This is a genomic window from Zoogloea sp. JDB1 (genome assembly GCF_056724025.1).
Window position 1 is genome coordinate 837,784 of the sequence record NZ_CM161496.1, and the last position, 15,553, is coordinate 853,336.

General features: G+C 64.3%; 14 protein-coding genes and 1 pseudogene. 13 read left to right on the plus strand and 2 right to left on the minus strand.

The annotated features are described in order from the left end of the window. Positions 1–27: 27 nt before the first annotated feature. Together yidC and mnmE are read left to right on the plus strand one after the other, a co-directional pair. Positions 28–1,662 (plus strand): membrane protein insertase YidC, encoded by a 1,635-nt coding sequence (gene yidC / locus AC1PPK_RS03640; protein WP_481116493.1) that lies wholly within the window; start codon positions 28–30, stop codon positions 1,660–1,662. Then, positions 1,643–2,989: a tRNA uridine-5-carboxymethylaminomethyl(34) synthesis GTPase MnmE gene (gene mnmE, locus AC1PPK_RS03645; protein ID WP_481116494.1), complete on the plus strand. Its 1,347-nt coding sequence runs from the start codon at positions 1,643–1,645 to the stop codon at positions 2,987–2,989. Before yidC ends, mnmE begins: the two co-directional genes overlap by 20 nt. A gap of 129 nt (positions 2,990–3,118) precedes the next feature. On the opposite strand, the pseudogene AC1PPK_RS03650 reads toward mnmE, so the two are convergent. Then, positions 3,119–3,850, minus strand: a pseudogene (locus AC1PPK_RS03650) (transposase); the annotation flags it as partial. A gap of 796 nt (positions 3,851–4,646) precedes the next feature. Here AC1PPK_RS03650 and AC1PPK_RS03655 point away from each other — a divergent pair. After that, positions 4,647–4,850 carry a hypothetical protein gene (locus AC1PPK_RS03655; protein ID WP_481116495.1) on the plus strand — a complete coding sequence of 68 codons (204 nt, stop codon included), beginning with the start codon at positions 4,647–4,649 and terminating at the stop codon, positions 4,848–4,850. Positions 4,851–5,083: 233 nt separating this feature from the next. On the opposite strand, the gene AC1PPK_RS03660 is transcribed toward AC1PPK_RS03655, so the two are convergent. Further along, positions 5,084–5,284 carry a hypothetical protein gene (locus tag AC1PPK_RS03660; RefSeq protein ID WP_481116496.1) on the minus strand — a complete coding sequence of 67 codons (201 nt, stop codon included), beginning with the start codon at positions 5,282–5,284 and terminating at the stop codon, positions 5,084–5,086. Positions 5,285–5,496: 212 nt separating this feature from the next. Here AC1PPK_RS03660 and AC1PPK_RS03665 point away from each other — a divergent pair, with 212 nt between their 5' ends. The 10 genes from AC1PPK_RS03665 (at position 5,497) to hemE (ending at position 15,553) form a co-directional block, all read left to right on the plus strand. Beyond that, positions 5,497–5,727 (plus strand): hypothetical protein, encoded by a 231-nt coding sequence (locus AC1PPK_RS03665; protein WP_481116497.1) that lies wholly within the window; start codon positions 5,497–5,499, stop codon positions 5,725–5,727. Positions 5,728–5,803: 76 nt separating this feature from the next. Further along, positions 5,804–6,565 (plus strand): methyltransferase domain-containing protein, encoded by a 762-nt coding sequence (locus AC1PPK_RS03670; RefSeq protein ID WP_481116498.1) that lies wholly within the window; start codon positions 5,804–5,806, stop codon positions 6,563–6,565. Next, entirely contained in the window at positions 6,562–7,404 is an 843-nt protein-coding gene (locus AC1PPK_RS03675) for an SIR2 family NAD-dependent protein deacylase (protein WP_481116499.1), read from the plus strand. Before AC1PPK_RS03670 ends, AC1PPK_RS03675 begins: the two co-directional genes overlap by 4 nt. 30 nt (positions 7,405–7,434) lie before the next feature. Then, positions 7,435–8,199, plus strand: coding sequence for a sulfite exporter TauE/SafE family protein (locus AC1PPK_RS03680; protein WP_481116500.1), 765 nt, complete (start codon positions 7,435–7,437; stop codon positions 8,197–8,199). A 14-nt stretch (positions 8,200–8,213) separates the two neighbouring features. After that, a complete protein-coding gene (locus AC1PPK_RS03685) occupies positions 8,214–9,074 on the plus strand; it encodes a spermine/spermidine synthase domain-containing protein (RefSeq protein ID WP_481116501.1) in 861 nt (286 codons plus the stop codon). Positions 9,075–9,078: 4 nt separating this feature from the next. Continuing rightward, complete coding sequence (rsmB, locus tag AC1PPK_RS03690) at positions 9,079–10,395, plus strand: 16S rRNA (cytosine(967)-C(5))-methyltransferase RsmB (RefSeq protein WP_481116502.1); 1,317 nt, start codon at positions 9,079–9,081, stop codon at positions 10,393–10,395. Further along, a complete protein-coding gene (locus tag AC1PPK_RS03695) occupies positions 10,355–10,972 on the plus strand; it encodes a DUF4390 domain-containing protein (RefSeq protein ID WP_481116503.1) in 618 nt (205 codons plus the stop codon). The genes rsmB and AC1PPK_RS03695 overlap by 41 nt, the downstream gene beginning before the upstream one ends. Continuing rightward, on the plus strand, positions 10,969–13,095 hold the full coding sequence (locus tag AC1PPK_RS03700) for a sensor histidine kinase (protein WP_481116504.1): 2,127 nt from the start codon (positions 10,969–10,971) through the stop codon (positions 13,093–13,095). Before AC1PPK_RS03695 ends, AC1PPK_RS03700 begins: the two co-directional genes overlap by 4 nt. Then, entirely contained in the window at positions 13,088–14,338 is a 1,251-nt protein-coding gene (locus AC1PPK_RS03705) for a sigma-54-dependent transcriptional regulator (protein WP_481116505.1), read from the plus strand. The genes AC1PPK_RS03700 and AC1PPK_RS03705 overlap by 8 nt, the downstream gene beginning before the upstream one ends. A 141-nt stretch (positions 14,339–14,479) precedes the next feature. Beyond that, positions 14,480–15,553 carry a uroporphyrinogen decarboxylase gene (gene hemE, locus AC1PPK_RS03710; RefSeq protein WP_481116506.1) on the plus strand — a complete coding sequence of 358 codons (1,074 nt, stop codon included), beginning with the start codon at positions 14,480–14,482 and terminating at the stop codon, positions 15,551–15,553.

Genomic DNA, 15,553 nt, shown 5'->3' on the forward strand with positions numbered 1-15,553 from the left:
CTCAACCCCTTCCTGACACTGACACCGATGGACAACCGTCGCCTGATCCTCCTTCTCGTCTTCTCGTTCTCGCTGGTCATGCTGTGGGACGGCTGGCAGAAGCATAACCAGCCCAAGGTTCCGCCCGTGGCCGCTGGCGCAGCCTCCGGCGTACCGACGCCTACCGCCACTGCCGCTCCCAGCGCCGCCGTCGTGCCCGGCCAGACCGCAGCCGCTGCCGCCGCGCCCGCCGAGATCGCCACCGTGCGCACAGACCTGCTGGTGGCCGAAATCTCTGCCCAAGGTGGCGACATCATTCGCCTCGAGCTGACCCAGCACAAGGCAACCGACGACCCCAGCCGCAACTACGTGCTCTTCGACAACGGCGAGAAACACAATTACGCCGCCCAGACGGGCCTGATCGGCAACGGACTGCCGAACCACAAGACCCTGTTCACACTGAGCAGCAAGAATGTCGCGCTGAAGGACGGTGAAGATGCCGTCACCCTGCGCCTCGACGCAGCGCCTACCGCCGATGGCGTGAAGGTCAGCAAGCTGATCACCTTCCATCGCGGCAGCTACGCCGCCGAAGTAAGCTACGAGATCGCCAACGGCAGCGCCGCACCGCTGGCACCGCACGCCTACTTCCAGTTCACCCGTGACGGCAAGCCGGCCGAGCAGCCCGGCGGCTTCGGCGTGCAGACCTTCACCGGCCCGGCGTTCTACACCGAAGCCGAGAAGTACCAGAAGGTGAAGTTCGAAGACATCGCCGAAAAGAAGACCAAGTTCGTCACCAAGGCCGCCGACGGCTGGGCTGCAATGGTCCAGCACTACTTCGTCGCCGGCTGGGCACCGAAGGAAGGCGAGCGCGAGTTCTTCGCCAACCAGATCAGCTCCGACCTGTACTCCGCCGGCGTCATCGTGCCGGTGGCCAGCATCGCCCCGGGCCAGACCGGCAAGCTGTCGGTGCCGCTGTATGCAGGCCCGCAGGAACAGAGCCGCCTCGACCAGTTCGCCAAGGGCTTCGACCTGGTGGTGGACTACGGCTGGCTGACCATCATCGCCGCGCCGCTGTTCTGGGTACTGCAATCGCTGCACAAGCTCACCGGCAACTGGGGCTGGGCCATCATCCTGGTGACCATCGGACTGAAGGCGATCTTCTTCCCGCTGTCCGCCGCCAGCTACAAGTCGATGGCCAAGATGAAAACCCTCGGCCCGCGCCTGCAGCGCCTCAAGGAGCAGTACGGCGACGACAAGATGAAGCTGCAGCAGGCCATGATGGACCTCTACAAGCGCGAGAAGGTCAATCCCCTCGGCGGCTGCCTGCCCATCCTGATCCAGATCCCGGTGTTCATCGCCCTGTACTGGGTGCTGCTCGGTGTCGTCGAGATGCGCGGAGCGCCGTGGCTGGGCTGGATCCACGATCTGTCCGTGAAGGATCCGTTCTACATCCTGCCGCTCATCATGGGCGCCACCAGCCTGATCCAGACCCGCCTGAACCCGGCTCCGCCCGATCCGATCCAGGCCAAGGTGATGATGCTGATGCCGATCCTGTTCACCTTCATGTTCCTGTGGTTCCCGGCCGGCCTCGTGCTGTACTGGGTGGTGAACAACTCCCTGTCGATCGCCCAGCAATGGCAGATCAACCGGATGATCGCGGCCGGTGGCAAGACCGCCGAGTGACACCATCGCGGCGATTGCCACCGCGCCCGGGCGCGGTGGCATCGGCGTGGTCCGGATCTCCGGACCGAAGCTCTCTGCGCTCGTGGCCACCTTCTCCGGCCGCGAGCCGCAAGCCCGGGTTGCCCAGTTCGCCCGCTTCCATGACGGCAGTGGGCAGCTGATCGACGAAGGCCTCCTCCTCTACTTCCCGGCTCCCTACTCCTTCACCGGCGAAGACGTCATCGAATTGCAGGGCCACGGCGGCCCGGTGGTCATGCAGATGCTGCTGGCCCGTTGCCTGGAGCTCGGCGCCCGTCTGGCCGAGCCCGGCGAGTTCACCCGCCGTGCCTTCCTCAACGGCAAGCTCGATCTCGCCCAGGCGGAAAGCGTCGCCGACCTCATCGAAGCCTCCACCGCCGCTGCCGCCCGTTCGGCCGTCCGCTCGCTGACCGGCAGCTTCTCGCAGGAAGTCCACGGTCTGTGCGATCGCCTCATCGACCTGCGCATGCTGGTGGAAGCCACGCTGGACTTCCCCGACGAGGACGTGGACTTCCTCGTCGAGGCGCGGGCCTTCGAGCGCGTCGCGGCCATCGTCGACGAGCTATCGGCCATCCTCGACCGTGCCGCCCAAGGCAGCCTGCTGCGCAACGGCCTGCACGTGGTGCTGGTCGGCCAGCCCAATGTAGGCAAGTCCAGCCTGTTGAACCGCCTCGCCGGCGAGGAGCGCGCGATCGTCACCGACATCGCCGGCACCACCCGCGACGCGCTGCGCGAGACGATCCAGATCGAAGGCATTCCACTCCACATCACCGACACCGCGGGTCTACGCGACACCACCGACGAGGTCGAGAAGATCGGCATCGCCCGCACCTGGCAGGAGATCGACCGGGCCGACGTCGTCGTGCGGCTGGTAGATGTGCGCGCCGGCGTAACCGATGCCGACGCGGCCATCGACGCACGCCTGCCTGCCGGCGTCGAACGGATCACCGTCTTCAACAAGGTCGACCTGGTAGAGCGTCAGCCCGAACGGCTCGAAGGCCCGGAAGGCGTCCAGCTCTTCCTGTCCGCCAAGGCCGGCCAGGGCGTCGACCTGCTGCGCAGCGAGTTGCTGCGCGTGGCAGGCTGGCATCGTCACGGAGAGGACGTCATCCTGGCCCGCGAGCGCCATCTGGTGGCGCTACGCACCGCCCTCGCCCACACCCAGGCCGCACTGGAAAATCGCCTGGCCCTCGAACTGATGGCCGAGGAGCTTCGCCTTGCCCAGGAGGCCATCAACGAGATTACCGGTGAGTTCACGCCCGACGACCTGCTCGGGGTCATCTTCTCGCGCTTCTGCATTGGAAAATAACAAGGCTTCCGCAGCGTTCCGATGCGATCCACAGGACACCCTCAAGCCCGCGTAAATGCGGGCTTTTTTATTCCGCAGCGTGCTTGTGTACGCTGAGTGAATCCGCTAAATCGTGTGCCCGTCGCCTAATTAGTTGGCCCTGAAATATTCACTCCACCGCGGCCAGCCATCCCCTGGTGAGCTGCGAGTCGTGTGACTGAGCCTGTGCCCAAGCATCCCAACCAGAAGCCAAAGCACATAAAGGGCTTTCAGCCCCAGGCGGACAATGGCTCGCATCAACCAGCGCAGGTTGTAGCCGGCCGCACACAGCACCAGGTGCATTACATCCCCTTCGGAGCCTTTCAGCCAGTTCCGCCGTAGGCCGCAGTCGTCTTTCAGGTGTCCGATCACCGGTTCGACGGCCTGGCGTCGTTTGAGCAGGCGACGGGCCTTGGTAGTCAGGCTTTTGATCCGGCCGCGGTGGATGATCTCGACCCCAGGCACTTCGACACCCCGATAGCCCAGATCAACGATGGTGGTGTGGGGCTTCTGGGCGCCTTTGACGTCCTGCATCAGGATCGTTGCCTGCTCGATCTGCTCGGTAAGGGTATGGCCGTCGTAGGGCTGCCGGGCTTTCCCCTTGCCGATGCACTTCACTTCCGGTGCGTGCAGGGCATACAGCTTGTGCGTGTCCTTGGGGCGCTGGGTGTGAATGCGCCTGGCCCGTTCCAGCCACAAAGCGGCGATGGGCTTCATGCCCTCGGCCATTTCCGGCAGACGACGTTCCAGGTCCCGCATCACCCGGCCCAGGATCGTGCGCTGACGCTTGAGCACCTTTTTCATCCGTCGGTACTGTTTGGCATGGGCGTAGCCGCCGGCCCTGCTCACCCCCGCACCCGCCACCTGCAGCGTCGGGCCGAACAGGTCCAGCCCTTTGCGATCCTGGCGAATAAGATTTCTGACACGTCCGAGCCCGGAACGAAGCACTCGGCCCTCCGATTTGAACTGTCCAAGCCTGGACTTGAACTTGTTCAGCTCAGACGTGGACTCGAGATCCCCGGACTTGAACTTTTGATGCGGCGAGCGGAGTGCGAGATCCTCGGAGATGAGCTATCGATGCTCAGAAGGAGGCTTTTGATGCTCGGAGGGAAGCTGGCTCAAGTCGGAGGGAGGCCGGCTCAACGTTGATTTGAACTCGTTCAGCTCGGAGCTGAACAAGTTCAAATCGGAGCATCAACGGTGGGGCTCAGAGGGAAGTGAACGCGGCCGGGAGGGAAGCGGGTTCAGCGTGGAGTGAGCTGCACTGCATGAAGAGCTCCGATTTTTGGGCGCGGAGCTCAGTGGGAGCAATGTTCTGGTCGGTAAGTGCTGCTTGGCCCAACGACGTCGGGTCCGGCGGTTGAAGTGCGTGGAGAAGGAGCGCTTCGCGATCCGCGGGATCTTGCGTTCCGCTTGCCCTCGTGGCCGACCCTCCAGCCTTCAGGTACGACCGCTGAGCTTCGCCAATGCAACTTCCCCCTCTCTGCCACTGACGAAAGGATCGGAAGCCAGTTGTTCCGCCAATTTGACCGCCCGGTGCCGGGCGGACTTACAAATTGAGACGAAAGATAAATGAGCAAGCGCTAATGTCTGCCCCATAGGCACCGTGAACACAGCCGTTCCCTAAAAGGAGAAGTCCATGAGTGTTGGTTCAGTTGGTGGCGCATCGAGCGCCGCCTACACCCAGGCATTGCAGCGCCAGCCGGAAGCGACGGAATCGAAGAAGGCGGGTTCAGATCAGGATGGCGATTCGGACGATAGCAGCAAGGTGCAGTCTGCCCCGGCGCCTGTCTCCAACTCCAGCGGTCAGATCATCGGACAGAACATCAACGTCACAGCCTGACGATTCCTTGCACCCAGTTCTGCACCCGCCTCACGGCGGGTTTTTCATACCTCGAGGGGACACCTTCATCTGGTACTCCCAGATGTGCCCATCTTCGATTTCGGATTTTCAGAACCCCAGTAACGGCAAGGCATCCAAGCCATTCTCTGGATTCTGCATTGGCTCCGACTACATCCGGGTGCGTCGGATAGCGGTCGGACGAATCAATTCAGCCGCAATACGGGGCTGCATCATTAGTGCAGCCACGCCTTCTGCAGAATTTCCCATTCCGGTTCGGAGGGGTACAACTCGGTGACCTCGATTTCCCGTTGCTCCACCTGGTAACGACGTTCGTAGCCGGTGGGAGATCGCCCCTCCCTTTGTCGCCGGTCTTGGCCGGAGCGTCGCTCGAATCCGCTCCAGTTCCTTCCGCGGGAGATAAGCAGCTTTTCCATTTTCCTCACCTGTTTGCGTACTCACCACAAGCATCGGCTCGCCCAGCTAAAACCTGTGATAACTACTTCTCAACCGGGGCATCGGTCGGGGCGTCCAAATGCGACATAATTCTCAGCATCCGCTATCCGGTTGATGCGCTCTCCCCAAGATCGAACGAACATCGATTGGCCGCATCTGATGCACACTGCTCTTCACTTTCAGGACTTTCGCCATGCGCACTCCAGTTCTCTGTATCTCCCTGTTCGCCACGGTTTTGGCGGCCTGCTCAGGTGAGGCACCCCTCTCACTCGCCGACAAGGTGAAGGCCACCAGCGAGCTGATTGCAGAGCGTCCGGAATGCACCGAATATGCCCGCAAGATCGGCGGCGCATCCGACAGTAAGCAGGTGGACCAGACCTACCAGGCCGCCAAGGGTGCCCACTGCATCAAGCCCGACGTATGAGCATCGCCGTGCGGGTGGGCGCTATTCCTACCCGCATCGAACCGTATTCCATCGCAAGCACAAAGGAGACACGACGATGACCTGGGAGCCGGACCGTTATCTACAGTTTTCCGACGAGCGCCTGCGCCCTGCGCTCGATTTGCTTGGACACATTCCGCCGATCCGCCCCGCCCGCGTCGTCGACCTCGGCTGCGGAGCCGGCAATGTCACCCGTCTGCTCGCGGAACGTTGGCCAAACACGGAATTGGTCGGCCTCGACAGTTCCCCCGAGATGCTGGAGCGGGCACGCAACGCGCTGCCGAGTGCGCGCTTCGAACTGACGGGCGTCGAGCAGTGGGATTCCGAGGATGCGCCGGACCTGCTGTTCTCCAATGCCGCCCTGCATTGGGTTGGTCAGCATGAAGCCCTCTTCCCTCGTTTGCTCGACAGGTTGTCACCCGGCGGCGTACTGGCCGTACAGATGCCCGGCAACTTCGACGCGCCATCCCATCGCCTGGTCCGCGAGCTAGCCGCATCCTCCGTCTGGTCTGGCAAGGTCGGCGCCGGGCACATGGGAAGCATCCTCGGCATGGCGGATTACCACCGCCTGCTCGCCCCACGCAGCACCCGCCTGTCCCTGTGGGAAACAACCTACTGGCAGGCCCTGCACGGGGTCAGCCCGGTTCTCGACTGGCTGCGCGGCACCACCCTGCTGCCCTACATCGCGCCGATGGACGAGGCTACCCGCGAAGCCTTCTTTGGTGAGTTGGGCTCCTTGCTCGCCGACGCCTATCCAGCCGACGAAAACGGCACCACCCTCTTCCCGTTCCGCCGGATCTTCATCGTCGCCCAGCGATGAGTGGCATCGACCACAGCGCCATACATGCCGAGGCAGCACGCCTGATTGCGGCCGCAGATGGGCTGATCGTCGCGGCCGGGGCCGGTATGGGTGTGGATTCGGGATTGCCCGACTTCCGTGGCAACAGCGGATTCTGGCGTGCCTACCCGGCCCTCGCCGAGGCACGCATCGCATTCGAGGACATCGCCAACCCCGTGGCCTTCCGACGCGATCCCGTGCTTGCCTGGGGCTTCTACGGCCACCGGCTGAATCTTTATCGCAGCACCCGCCCCCATCGCGGCTTCACGATCCTCCGCGAGATCGCCTATCGATTGCCCCAAGGCGCCTTCGTGTTCACGTCGAACGTGGACGGCCAATTCCAGCAAGCCGGCTACGACGAGGAAAGAATCTGCGAGGTGCACGGCTCCATCCATCACCTCCAATGTGTGGATGGGTGCGGAGGCTGGATCGGTCCGGCAGACAACTTCGTCCCCGAGGTGGACGACCGCACCTGCCGGCTCCTCTCACCGCTTCCGCGCTGTTCGCACTGCAATAGCCTCCTGCGTCCCAACATCCTGATGTTCGGGGATGGTGACTGGCTGGGCCGACGCAGCGACGCCCAGCACCGCCGCCTGGAAGCCTGGCTGCGAGACGTGCGCAAGCCAGTCATCGTCGAGATCGGAGCCGGTAATCACGTTCCTACGGTCCGCTGGTTCAGCGAGACGCTTGGCGAGCCCCTGGTACGCATCAACCCGACGGAACCGGAAATTCCTGGGCGTGGCGTCAGTCTTCCGCAGGGCGGCCTGGCCGCCCTCGCCGACATTCACGCGGTACTGAGTGCCCAGCATTTCTTCGCCTGAGCATCCCTTGTTCCACGTGAAACACGCCCTATGGATTTAGCGCTTCCACTCCTGGCTGTCGGTGCCTTCTTTGCTGGTACCGTCGATGCCGTCGTCGGAGGCGGCGGTCTGATCCAGATCCCGCTTCTCTTCTCGACCTTTCCACAGGCAAGCCCCGGCACGTTGTTTGGCACCAACAAGCTGGCCAGCGTGCTGGGCACCACGAGCGCCGCCGTTCAGTACAGCCGACGGCTGACGATCCCCTGGCGGGCCGCAGGGCCGGCTGCGATCGCTGCTGCCACCGGATCCTGGCTCGGGGCACGGACCGTCGTGCTCTTTCCGCCCGCCGCACTTCGTCCATTGATCCTCATCCTGCTGACCGCAGTTGCGGTCTATACCTTCATCCGCAAGGACTTCGGCACCCAGCATCAACGTCTTACCAATGCATCCCGCGAGCAACGGCGAGCACTTGCCATCGGCGCGGCAGTCGGCTTTTACGACGGTTTCTTCGGCCCAGGTACCGGCAGCTTCCTGATCTTCCTGTTCATCAGATTCCTGGGGATGGATTTCCTGCATGCCTCGGTGTCTGCCAAGATCATCAATGTGGCGACCAATCTCGCGGCCATCGCTGTATTCGTTTCCCACGGCGAAGTGTTCTGGCAGGTGGCAGCCATCATGGGCGCCTGCAATCTGCTCGGTTCCCGTGTCGGTACCGCGCTTGCGCTGCGCCATGGGGCGGTCTTCGTCCGCAAGGCCTTCTTGTTCGTCGTCATCGTGCTGATCCTGCGCTTCAGCTACGACACCTTCCTGACCTGAAGGAGTTGTTCCACGTGAAACATCCGCCCTTCCATGTCTCGCTGGCGCCTGACACTGGGCTCTCCATCGAACCCACACGCAACCTGGTGGAGGCATGCAGTCCATTCCAGCACATCGCCATCGAGCAGTCCGCCACCTTCGGACGTCTGTACCGTCTGGACGGCGACCTGATGGCCAGCGAGGCCGACGAGTTCATCATCCACGAAAGCCTGGCCCACATCCCGGCCCTGGCGCACCCGGCCCCGCGTAGCGCCCTGATCCTCGGCGGCGGGGACGGCGCCACAGCCCGGGAGCTGCTCAAACACCCAAGCCTTGAACGGATCGTCGTGGCCGAGCTCGACGCAGAGGTCGTGCGTCTTGTCGGACAATTCATTCCCGCCCTCCCCGCCCTGGCCTTCGCCTCACCCCGCGTGCACCTGCAGATTGGCGACGCCGCCGCAAGCCTTCGCCAACACCATGCCAGAGGCGAGCGCTTCGATCTCATCCTCTTCGATCTCACGGCCAGCGACAATCCGGCCTGCGCGCATCTTCATCACGAAGAATTCATTCGCCTTTGTGCTGCCAGCCTGAACGCAGGCGGTATCATCCACGTCCAGTTGGGATCACCCTTTTATCAACCGGTGCAGACTGCGGCTCTGTGGCAACACATGCGCAGCGTATTTACCGGCCTGTGCCCCACGCTCATCAGCGTTCCGTCCTACGGTGGTCCCTGGCTGCTGGCCCGCGCCACCGCCGACACAGGAACAGACCCGGCCCCTACCATACTGAACGCACGCCTCAGCGAGCGCGGCATCACAGGTCTGCGCCACTACAATCCGGATCTGCACCACGCCTGCCAGGCCCTGCCCAACCACATTAGCCAATTGCTCGCCTGAACCCATGCCCCACGCTTTTACCTCCACGCCCCCCAAATCTCTACCGGAAGACAGCCTGGGCTACGCCATCCTGACCGCAGCCCAGCTGATTGCCGACGTTGTCGCCGGAACCACCCTCACCGACAGTCTGGCCGCCCTGTGGGCCGCACGTGCGCAGACGCCGGCCGGCGTGCGGGGTGCGGTGCTCGACCTCACCTACGGGACCCTGCGGGACTATGGTCGCCAGGACTTCATCCTTGGCCGCCTGCTGCAGAAGCCCTTGCCAGAGCCGATCCAGTCCATCCTGCGCGTGGCGCTGCACCGCTTGGACAGCCATGCCGACACCGCCCATACCGTCGTCAACCAGGCGGTCGGCGCTGCGGCCACGTGCATCGAGGGCAAGTTCAAGGGCGTCGTAAACGGCGTGCTGCGCAATGCCCTGCGGCAGATGGATGCGTTGAACAAGGCCGCCGATTCAGACATGGTTGCAGAGCACCGCCACCCGCCCTGGTGGATCCGCCGCCTAAAGGCTCAGTACCCCGCCGAGTGGCGTGACATCCTTCGAGCCGGCAACACCCATCCCCCGATGGCGCTACGCATCAACGTACTGCGCAGCAACCTCGAGGACACCCTGGCCAGCTTCGCCGAAGCGGACTTGCCGGTTCGCCAACTCACCAACGGTGCCCTGCTGCTGGCGCGCCCAGTCCCCGTTTCCCGTGTGCCCGGCTTTGCCGAAGGCTGCATCAGCGTGCAGGATGCAGGCGCCCAGTTTGCCGCCCAGTACCTGGATGTGGACGATGGACAGCGCGTCCTCGACGCCTGTGCTGCCCCAGGCGGTAAAGCCGCCCATGTCCTCGAGATCGCCGATGTAGAACTCACCGCCATCGACGCCGATCCACTGCGGGCCCGACGCATTACAGAGAACCTGCAGCGCCTCGGCCTCGACGCCACCGTCAAGCATGCCGACTGCCGCGACCTCGCCGGTTGGTGGGACGGCCGCCCTTTCGATCGCATTCTGGCCGACGTGCCCTGCTCCGCCTCCGGCGTAGTACGCCGCAACCCGGACATCAAATGGCTGCGCCGCGCCAGCGATATTGCCCACTTCGCGGCCCAGCAGGCCGAGATCGTCGATGCCCTGTGGCAGGTCCTCGCCCCGGGTGGCAAAATGCTCTATGCCACCTGCTCGGTCTTCGCCGAGGAAAACCGTGAGCAGATGGCCGGCTTCGCTGCCCGTCATCCCGATTGCCGCCGGCTGCCCCTGAACGGCCAGCTCGACTGCCAATACCTGCCCAGCTCCGAACATGACGGATTCTTCTACGCCCTGCTCGAGAAAATCGCCTGAGCGCCGCCGCTTCCTGCTCCACACCCTCGGAATCACCGCCGGTGTGCTAATTGCACTCAAAGCCGCACCGGCGCATGCCAACGATGCGGACATCCGCAGTGCCGCCCTGCTGCCCAGCGACGATCTCTACGTCCTCAACGCCGACATCAACGCCGAACTCACCCCGCTTCTCGCCGATGTGGTGGCCCGCGGGGTATCGCTGTACTTCAATGCAGAGTTCGAATTGAGTGCCCCGCGTTGGTACTGGATGGACGAGGAGATCGCCAGCAAGACCCTGACCTATCGCCTCTCCTACCAGTCCCTGACCCGCCAGTACCGCCTCACCACCGGGGCTTTGCACCAGAACTTTGGCAGCCTTGAGGAGGCCATGCGGACCATGCTGCGCATCCGCAACTGGGGCATCGCCGATCGCAATGCCCTGAAGGTCGGCAAGAGCTACAACGCCGCGCTGCGCTTTCGCCTGGATGTCGGTGAGTTGCCCAAGCCGCTGCAGGTCAGCGCCTTCGGGCGCAAGGACTGGAACATGGCAACCGACTGGTACCGGTGGACCTTCGTCGTCCCCCGGGAGTCGAAATGAGATCCACCGGCCTCGTCATCGCGGCGGCTGTCGGCGGCATCCTTCTCTTCCTGCTTGCCACCGCCAGCGCCAATACGCCGCTGTTCGCCCGCAACTACACCCTGCTCCTTGGGCTCAACGGCGCCATCACCCTCGGGTTGGCCAGCTTGGTGGTCGTCCAGTTGCGCAGCTTGTGGCAGGAACACCGGGCTCGTCGTTTCGGCTCCCGTCTCAAGCTGCGCCTGATGGCCATCTTCGCGGCGATGGCGGTCGTACCTGGCGCCCTCGTCTACGCGGTGTCTTTGCAGTTCGCGGTGAAGAGCATCGAATCCTGGTTCAACGTGCGGGTAGACGCGGCCCTGGAAAGTGGCCTCCAGCTCGGTCGTACGACCCTCGAAATCCTCCTCGACCAACTCGCCAACAAGGCCGATCAGGTAGCCCTCGAGCTCGAATCCGCCGCGCCGATCCGCCCGCCGCTGCTCAACCAACTACGCGAAAGGGCCGGCATCGAATCCGCAACGGTGTTCTCTCCGAGTGGCAAGATCATCGCCACCGCCGACATCCAGCTCGACACGCTGATGCCCGAGCAGCCCAGTGCGTCCCAGTTGCGCCAGGCCCGCCAGACCCGTGGCTACCGGGCGGCAGAAGGCAATGCCACCGAAGGGCTGGTGCTGCGCGTGATCGTGCCGATTCCGTCGCGGCGCTTCACCGAACCCCAGCTGCTGCAGGTCACCCAGGAAGTCCCGCGCTCCTTCGCGATGCACGCCGAGAGCGTTGAAACGGTGCACCGGGACTACCAGGAGCTGTCCCTCGCCCGCAACGGCCTGAAGCGCATCTACACGCTGACCCTCACGCTCACCCTGCTGCTGGCCCTGTTCGCTGCCGTTGCCGTCGCCTTCGTGCTGACCCGCCGCCTCGCTGCGCCGCTGTTCATCCTCGCCGAGGGCACCCAGGCGGTGGCCGCCGGTGACTTCAGCCCACGTCAGGCCCTGCCGGCCCGCGATGAACTCGGCGTGCTGACCCAGTCCTTCAACCAGATGACCCGCCAGTTGGAAGACGCCCGGGAACAGGCCGACAAGCACCGGGCCGCCGTCGAACGCAACCGGGCCTACCTGGAAGGGGTGCTCGCCAATCTCTCCGCCGGCGTGCTGGCTTTCTCGCCGGACGGCCACCTGCGGGCAGCCAACCATGGCGCGATGACCATCCTCAACGACCCGCTCGACGGCTACGAGCGCCTGCGCCTCGACGAATGGGACGGCCACGGTGCCTTCCGGGATGCGCTGCTGGACGGCTTCCACGGCCCCGAGGCCGACTGGAACCGGCAGATCGAATTCTCCAACCCGGATGGCAGCACTCAGACTCTCCTCCTTCATGGCACCCGCCTGCCTGACGATACTGGCGGTGGCTGGGTAGTCGTGTTCGACGACATCACTCACCTCATCGCCGCCCAGCGCACCGCTGCTTGGGCCGAGGTGGCCCGGCGCCTGGCCCATGAGATCAAGAACCCGCTAACCCCGATCCAGCTGTCGGCCGAACGCCTGCAGTTCAAGCTGGCCGACCGCCTCGATGACGAGGGCCGGCAGATGCTGGAGCGCTCCACCACCACCATCGTGAACCAGGTGGAGGCGATGAAGAACCTGGTCAATGCCTTCCGCGACTACGCCCGCCTGCCCAGCCCGGTGATGACCCCGGTGGATCTGAACGCGCTGGTGCGTGAAGTCCTGGTCCTCTACGAAGGCTCGCCGGTGATGATCCACGCCGAGTTGGCCGCCGAGCTACCCCGCGTGCTCGGCGACGTCACGCAGATCCGCCAGGTCATCCACAACCTGCTGCAAAATGCCGAGGACGCGCTCGCCGAGCACGCCCATCCGGAAATCGAGCTGTTGACCCGATCCGATGCGCGCCGGGTAGACTTGATCCTGCGCGACAACGGACTGGGCTTCCCGCCCGAGATCCTGTCCCGGGCCTTTGAGCCCTATGTAACAACCAAAACCCGCGGTACCGGCCTCGGCCTCGCCATCGTCAAGAAGATCATCGACGAGCACGAGGGAGAGATCCGTCTCGCCAATCGAGAAGCCGGTGGAGCGGAAATCCGCATCCGCCTGCGCTGCGCCCCCCATTCTGAGTCCAGTGTCCATGGCTAAAATCCTCATCGTTGACGACGAAGTCGGTATCCGCGAGCTCCTGTCCGAGATCCTGCGCGACGAAGGTCACGACATCATCCTCGCCGAAAACGCCGCCACCGCCCGAGCCGCCCGTAATGCCGCCCGACCGGATCTGGTCTTGCTCGACATCTGGATGCCCGACACCGATGGCGTCAGCCTGCTCAAGGAGTGGTCGGCCAATGGTCAGCTGACGATGCCGGTGGTGATGATGTCCGGACACGGCACCATCGACACCGCGGTCGAAGCCACGCGCATCGGCGCGATGGAGTTCCTCGAAAAGCCCATCGCGCTGCAGAAGCTGCTCGCCGCAGTCAAACGCGGGCTGGCCCGCATCAAGCCAGCCCATGCGCCGAGTCCGCTGGGCCTCGCGGCTTTCGCCCGCTCCGCCCCGCTACGTGACCTGCGCAAGCGCCTGGAGCAGATGGCCGACAAGTCGCGGATCATCCTGCTGCGTGTCGGCCCCGGCAGCCTCGCCGAGCTGTGTGCACGAACCCTGCAACGGGTCGGCGCCCCGTGGCTGGACCTGTCGCTGAACAGCGCTCCCCTCGAACTGAACATCCTCGAAGGAGCCCGCAATGGCCTGCTTTACGTCCCGGAACTGATCTACCTGTCACGCCCCCAGCAGAAGAACCTAGTCTTCGCGATGGACCGTCTGGAACGCCACGGTCAGACCCTGGTCGTCGCTACCGAGCATCGCCCGGACGAACTGATCGAGCACGGCTGGGAAGAGCGCGTGCTGACCCGCTTGTTCGAAGTGTCCCTCGCACCACCAGCCCTCGGCGAGATCCGCGACGAGATCCCGGAGATCGCCAGCCAGGTCCTGCTGCACCTGGTCGAAGCTGGCGAGGTGCCACCGCGCCGGCTCTCTTCCGCCGCCCTCAACGCGCTGCGTAACCAGGCCTGGCCAGGCGGCTACGGCGAACTGAAGGCGGCCATCAAGTCCCTGTCCCTCGGCACACTGGAAGAAGAGATCGGCATGGAGGACGTCGCCCACCTGCTGGTCAAAACGCCGACCGCCGCCCTCGGCCTACCCCTCGACCTGCCGCTACGCGAAGCCCGCGAAATCTTCGAGCGCCTCTACTTCGAACACCACCTACAGCTGGACGGCGGCAACATGACCCGCCTGGCGGAAAAGACCGGCCTCGAACGGACCCACCTTTACCGCAAGCTCAAGCAGCTCGGCATCAGCGTCGGACGCAAGCATGAGGAAGGCAGCGCCTGATCCTCCTCTGCGGCAAGACCGCGAGCCCGCCACGATCCGGGGACTCACCCCTTCTTGATCTGCCCCATCCACGCGGGGGCGACAAATGGCGGATAATCCCGCCTTTGCCGCCCCTGCGCGGTCCCCCGTCGAGGATTTACCGTGAGCCGTCCGAAGAACGACACCTTCCTGCGCGCCCTGCTGCGCCAGCCCACCGACTACACTCCCCTCTGGCTGATGCGCCAAGCTGGCCGCTACCTGCCCGAATACCGCGAAACCCGCAAACGCGCCGGCAGCTTCCTCGACCTCTGCAAGAGCCCCAGCCTGGCCTGCGAAGTCACGTTGCAACCCCTCACCCGCTATAACCTCGACGCGGCAATCCTGTTCTCCGACATCCTCACCGTGCCCGACGCGATGGGCCTCGGCCTATACTTTGCCGAAGGTGAGGGACCGAAGTTCGAGCGGCCGCTGAAGGAAGAATGGGAGATCCGCAACCTGGCCGTGCCCGATCCCAACATCGAGCTCGGCTACGTGATGGACGCCGTCGCCGAAATCCGCCGCGCGCTGGGTGATTCCGTACCGCTGATCGGCTTCTCCGGCAGCCCTTGGACCCTCGCCTGCTACATGGTCGAGGGCGGCGGCTCGGACGACTACCGCAAGGTCAAGGCCCTGCTCTACAGCCGCCCCGACCTGATGCACCACATCCTGGACGTCACCGCCCAGGCCGTCATCGCCTACCTCAATGCGCAGATCGAAGCTGGCGCCCAGGCCGTGATGATCTTCGACTCCTGGGGTGGCGTGCTCGCCCACGGTGCCTACAAGGAATTCTCCCTCGCCTATATTCGCAAGATCGTCGCCGGCCTCACCCGCGAGAAGGATGGCGAAAAGGTGCCGTGCATCGTGTTCACCAAGGGTGGTGGCCTGTGGCTGGCCGACATTGCCGACAGTGGCGCCGACGCGGTCGGCCTGGACTGGACGGTGGATATCGGCGCAGCCCGCCGCCTGGTCGGCGACAAAGTCGCACTGCAGGGCAACCTCGACCCAGCCGTGCTGTTCGGCACCCCCGAAGCCGTCGCTGCCGAAGCGAAGAAGGTGCTCGACGCCTTCGGCCCGCACCACGGCCACGTGTTTAACCTGGGCCACGGAATTTCCCAGTTCACCCCGCCGGAAAACGTCGAGGTGCTGGTCAACACCGTGCACAGCTACAGCCGCGAACTCAAGGCGAAGACCGCCTGA

Coding starts and splice junctions, on each gene's coding strand:
- AC1PPK_RS03675 (WP_481116499.1), top strand. CDS start 6,562: ATGAGTGGCATCGACCACAGCGCCATACATGCCGAGGCAGCACGCCTG.
- AC1PPK_RS03700 (WP_481116504.1), top strand. CDS start 10,969: ATGAGATCCACCGGCCTCGTCATCGCGGCGGCTGTCGGCGGCATCCTT.
- AC1PPK_RS03655 (WP_481116495.1), top strand. CDS start 4,647: ATGAGTGTTGGTTCAGTTGGTGGCGCATCGAGCGCCGCCTACACCCAG.
- yidC (WP_481116493.1), top strand. CDS start 28: ATGGACAACCGTCGCCTGATCCTCCTTCTCGTCTTCTCGTTCTCGCTG.
- AC1PPK_RS03705 (WP_481116505.1), top strand. CDS start 13,088: ATGGCTAAAATCCTCATCGTTGACGACGAAGTCGGTATCCGCGAGCTC.
- AC1PPK_RS03660 (WP_481116496.1), bottom strand. CDS start 5,284: ATGGAAAAGCTGCTTATCTCCCGCGGAAGGAACTGGAGCGGATTCGAG.
- rsmB (WP_481116502.1), top strand. CDS start 9,079: ATGCCCCACGCTTTTACCTCCACGCCCCCCAAATCTCTACCGGAAGAC.
- AC1PPK_RS03665 (WP_481116497.1), top strand. CDS start 5,497: ATGCGCACTCCAGTTCTCTGTATCTCCCTGTTCGCCACGGTTTTGGCG.
- AC1PPK_RS03680 (WP_481116500.1), top strand. CDS start 7,435: ATGGATTTAGCGCTTCCACTCCTGGCTGTCGGTGCCTTCTTTGCTGGT.
- AC1PPK_RS03670 (WP_481116498.1), top strand. CDS start 5,804: ATGACCTGGGAGCCGGACCGTTATCTACAGTTTTCCGACGAGCGCCTG.
- AC1PPK_RS03695 (WP_481116503.1), top strand. CDS start 10,355: ATGACGGATTCTTCTACGCCCTGCTCGAGAAAATCGCCTGAGCGCCGC.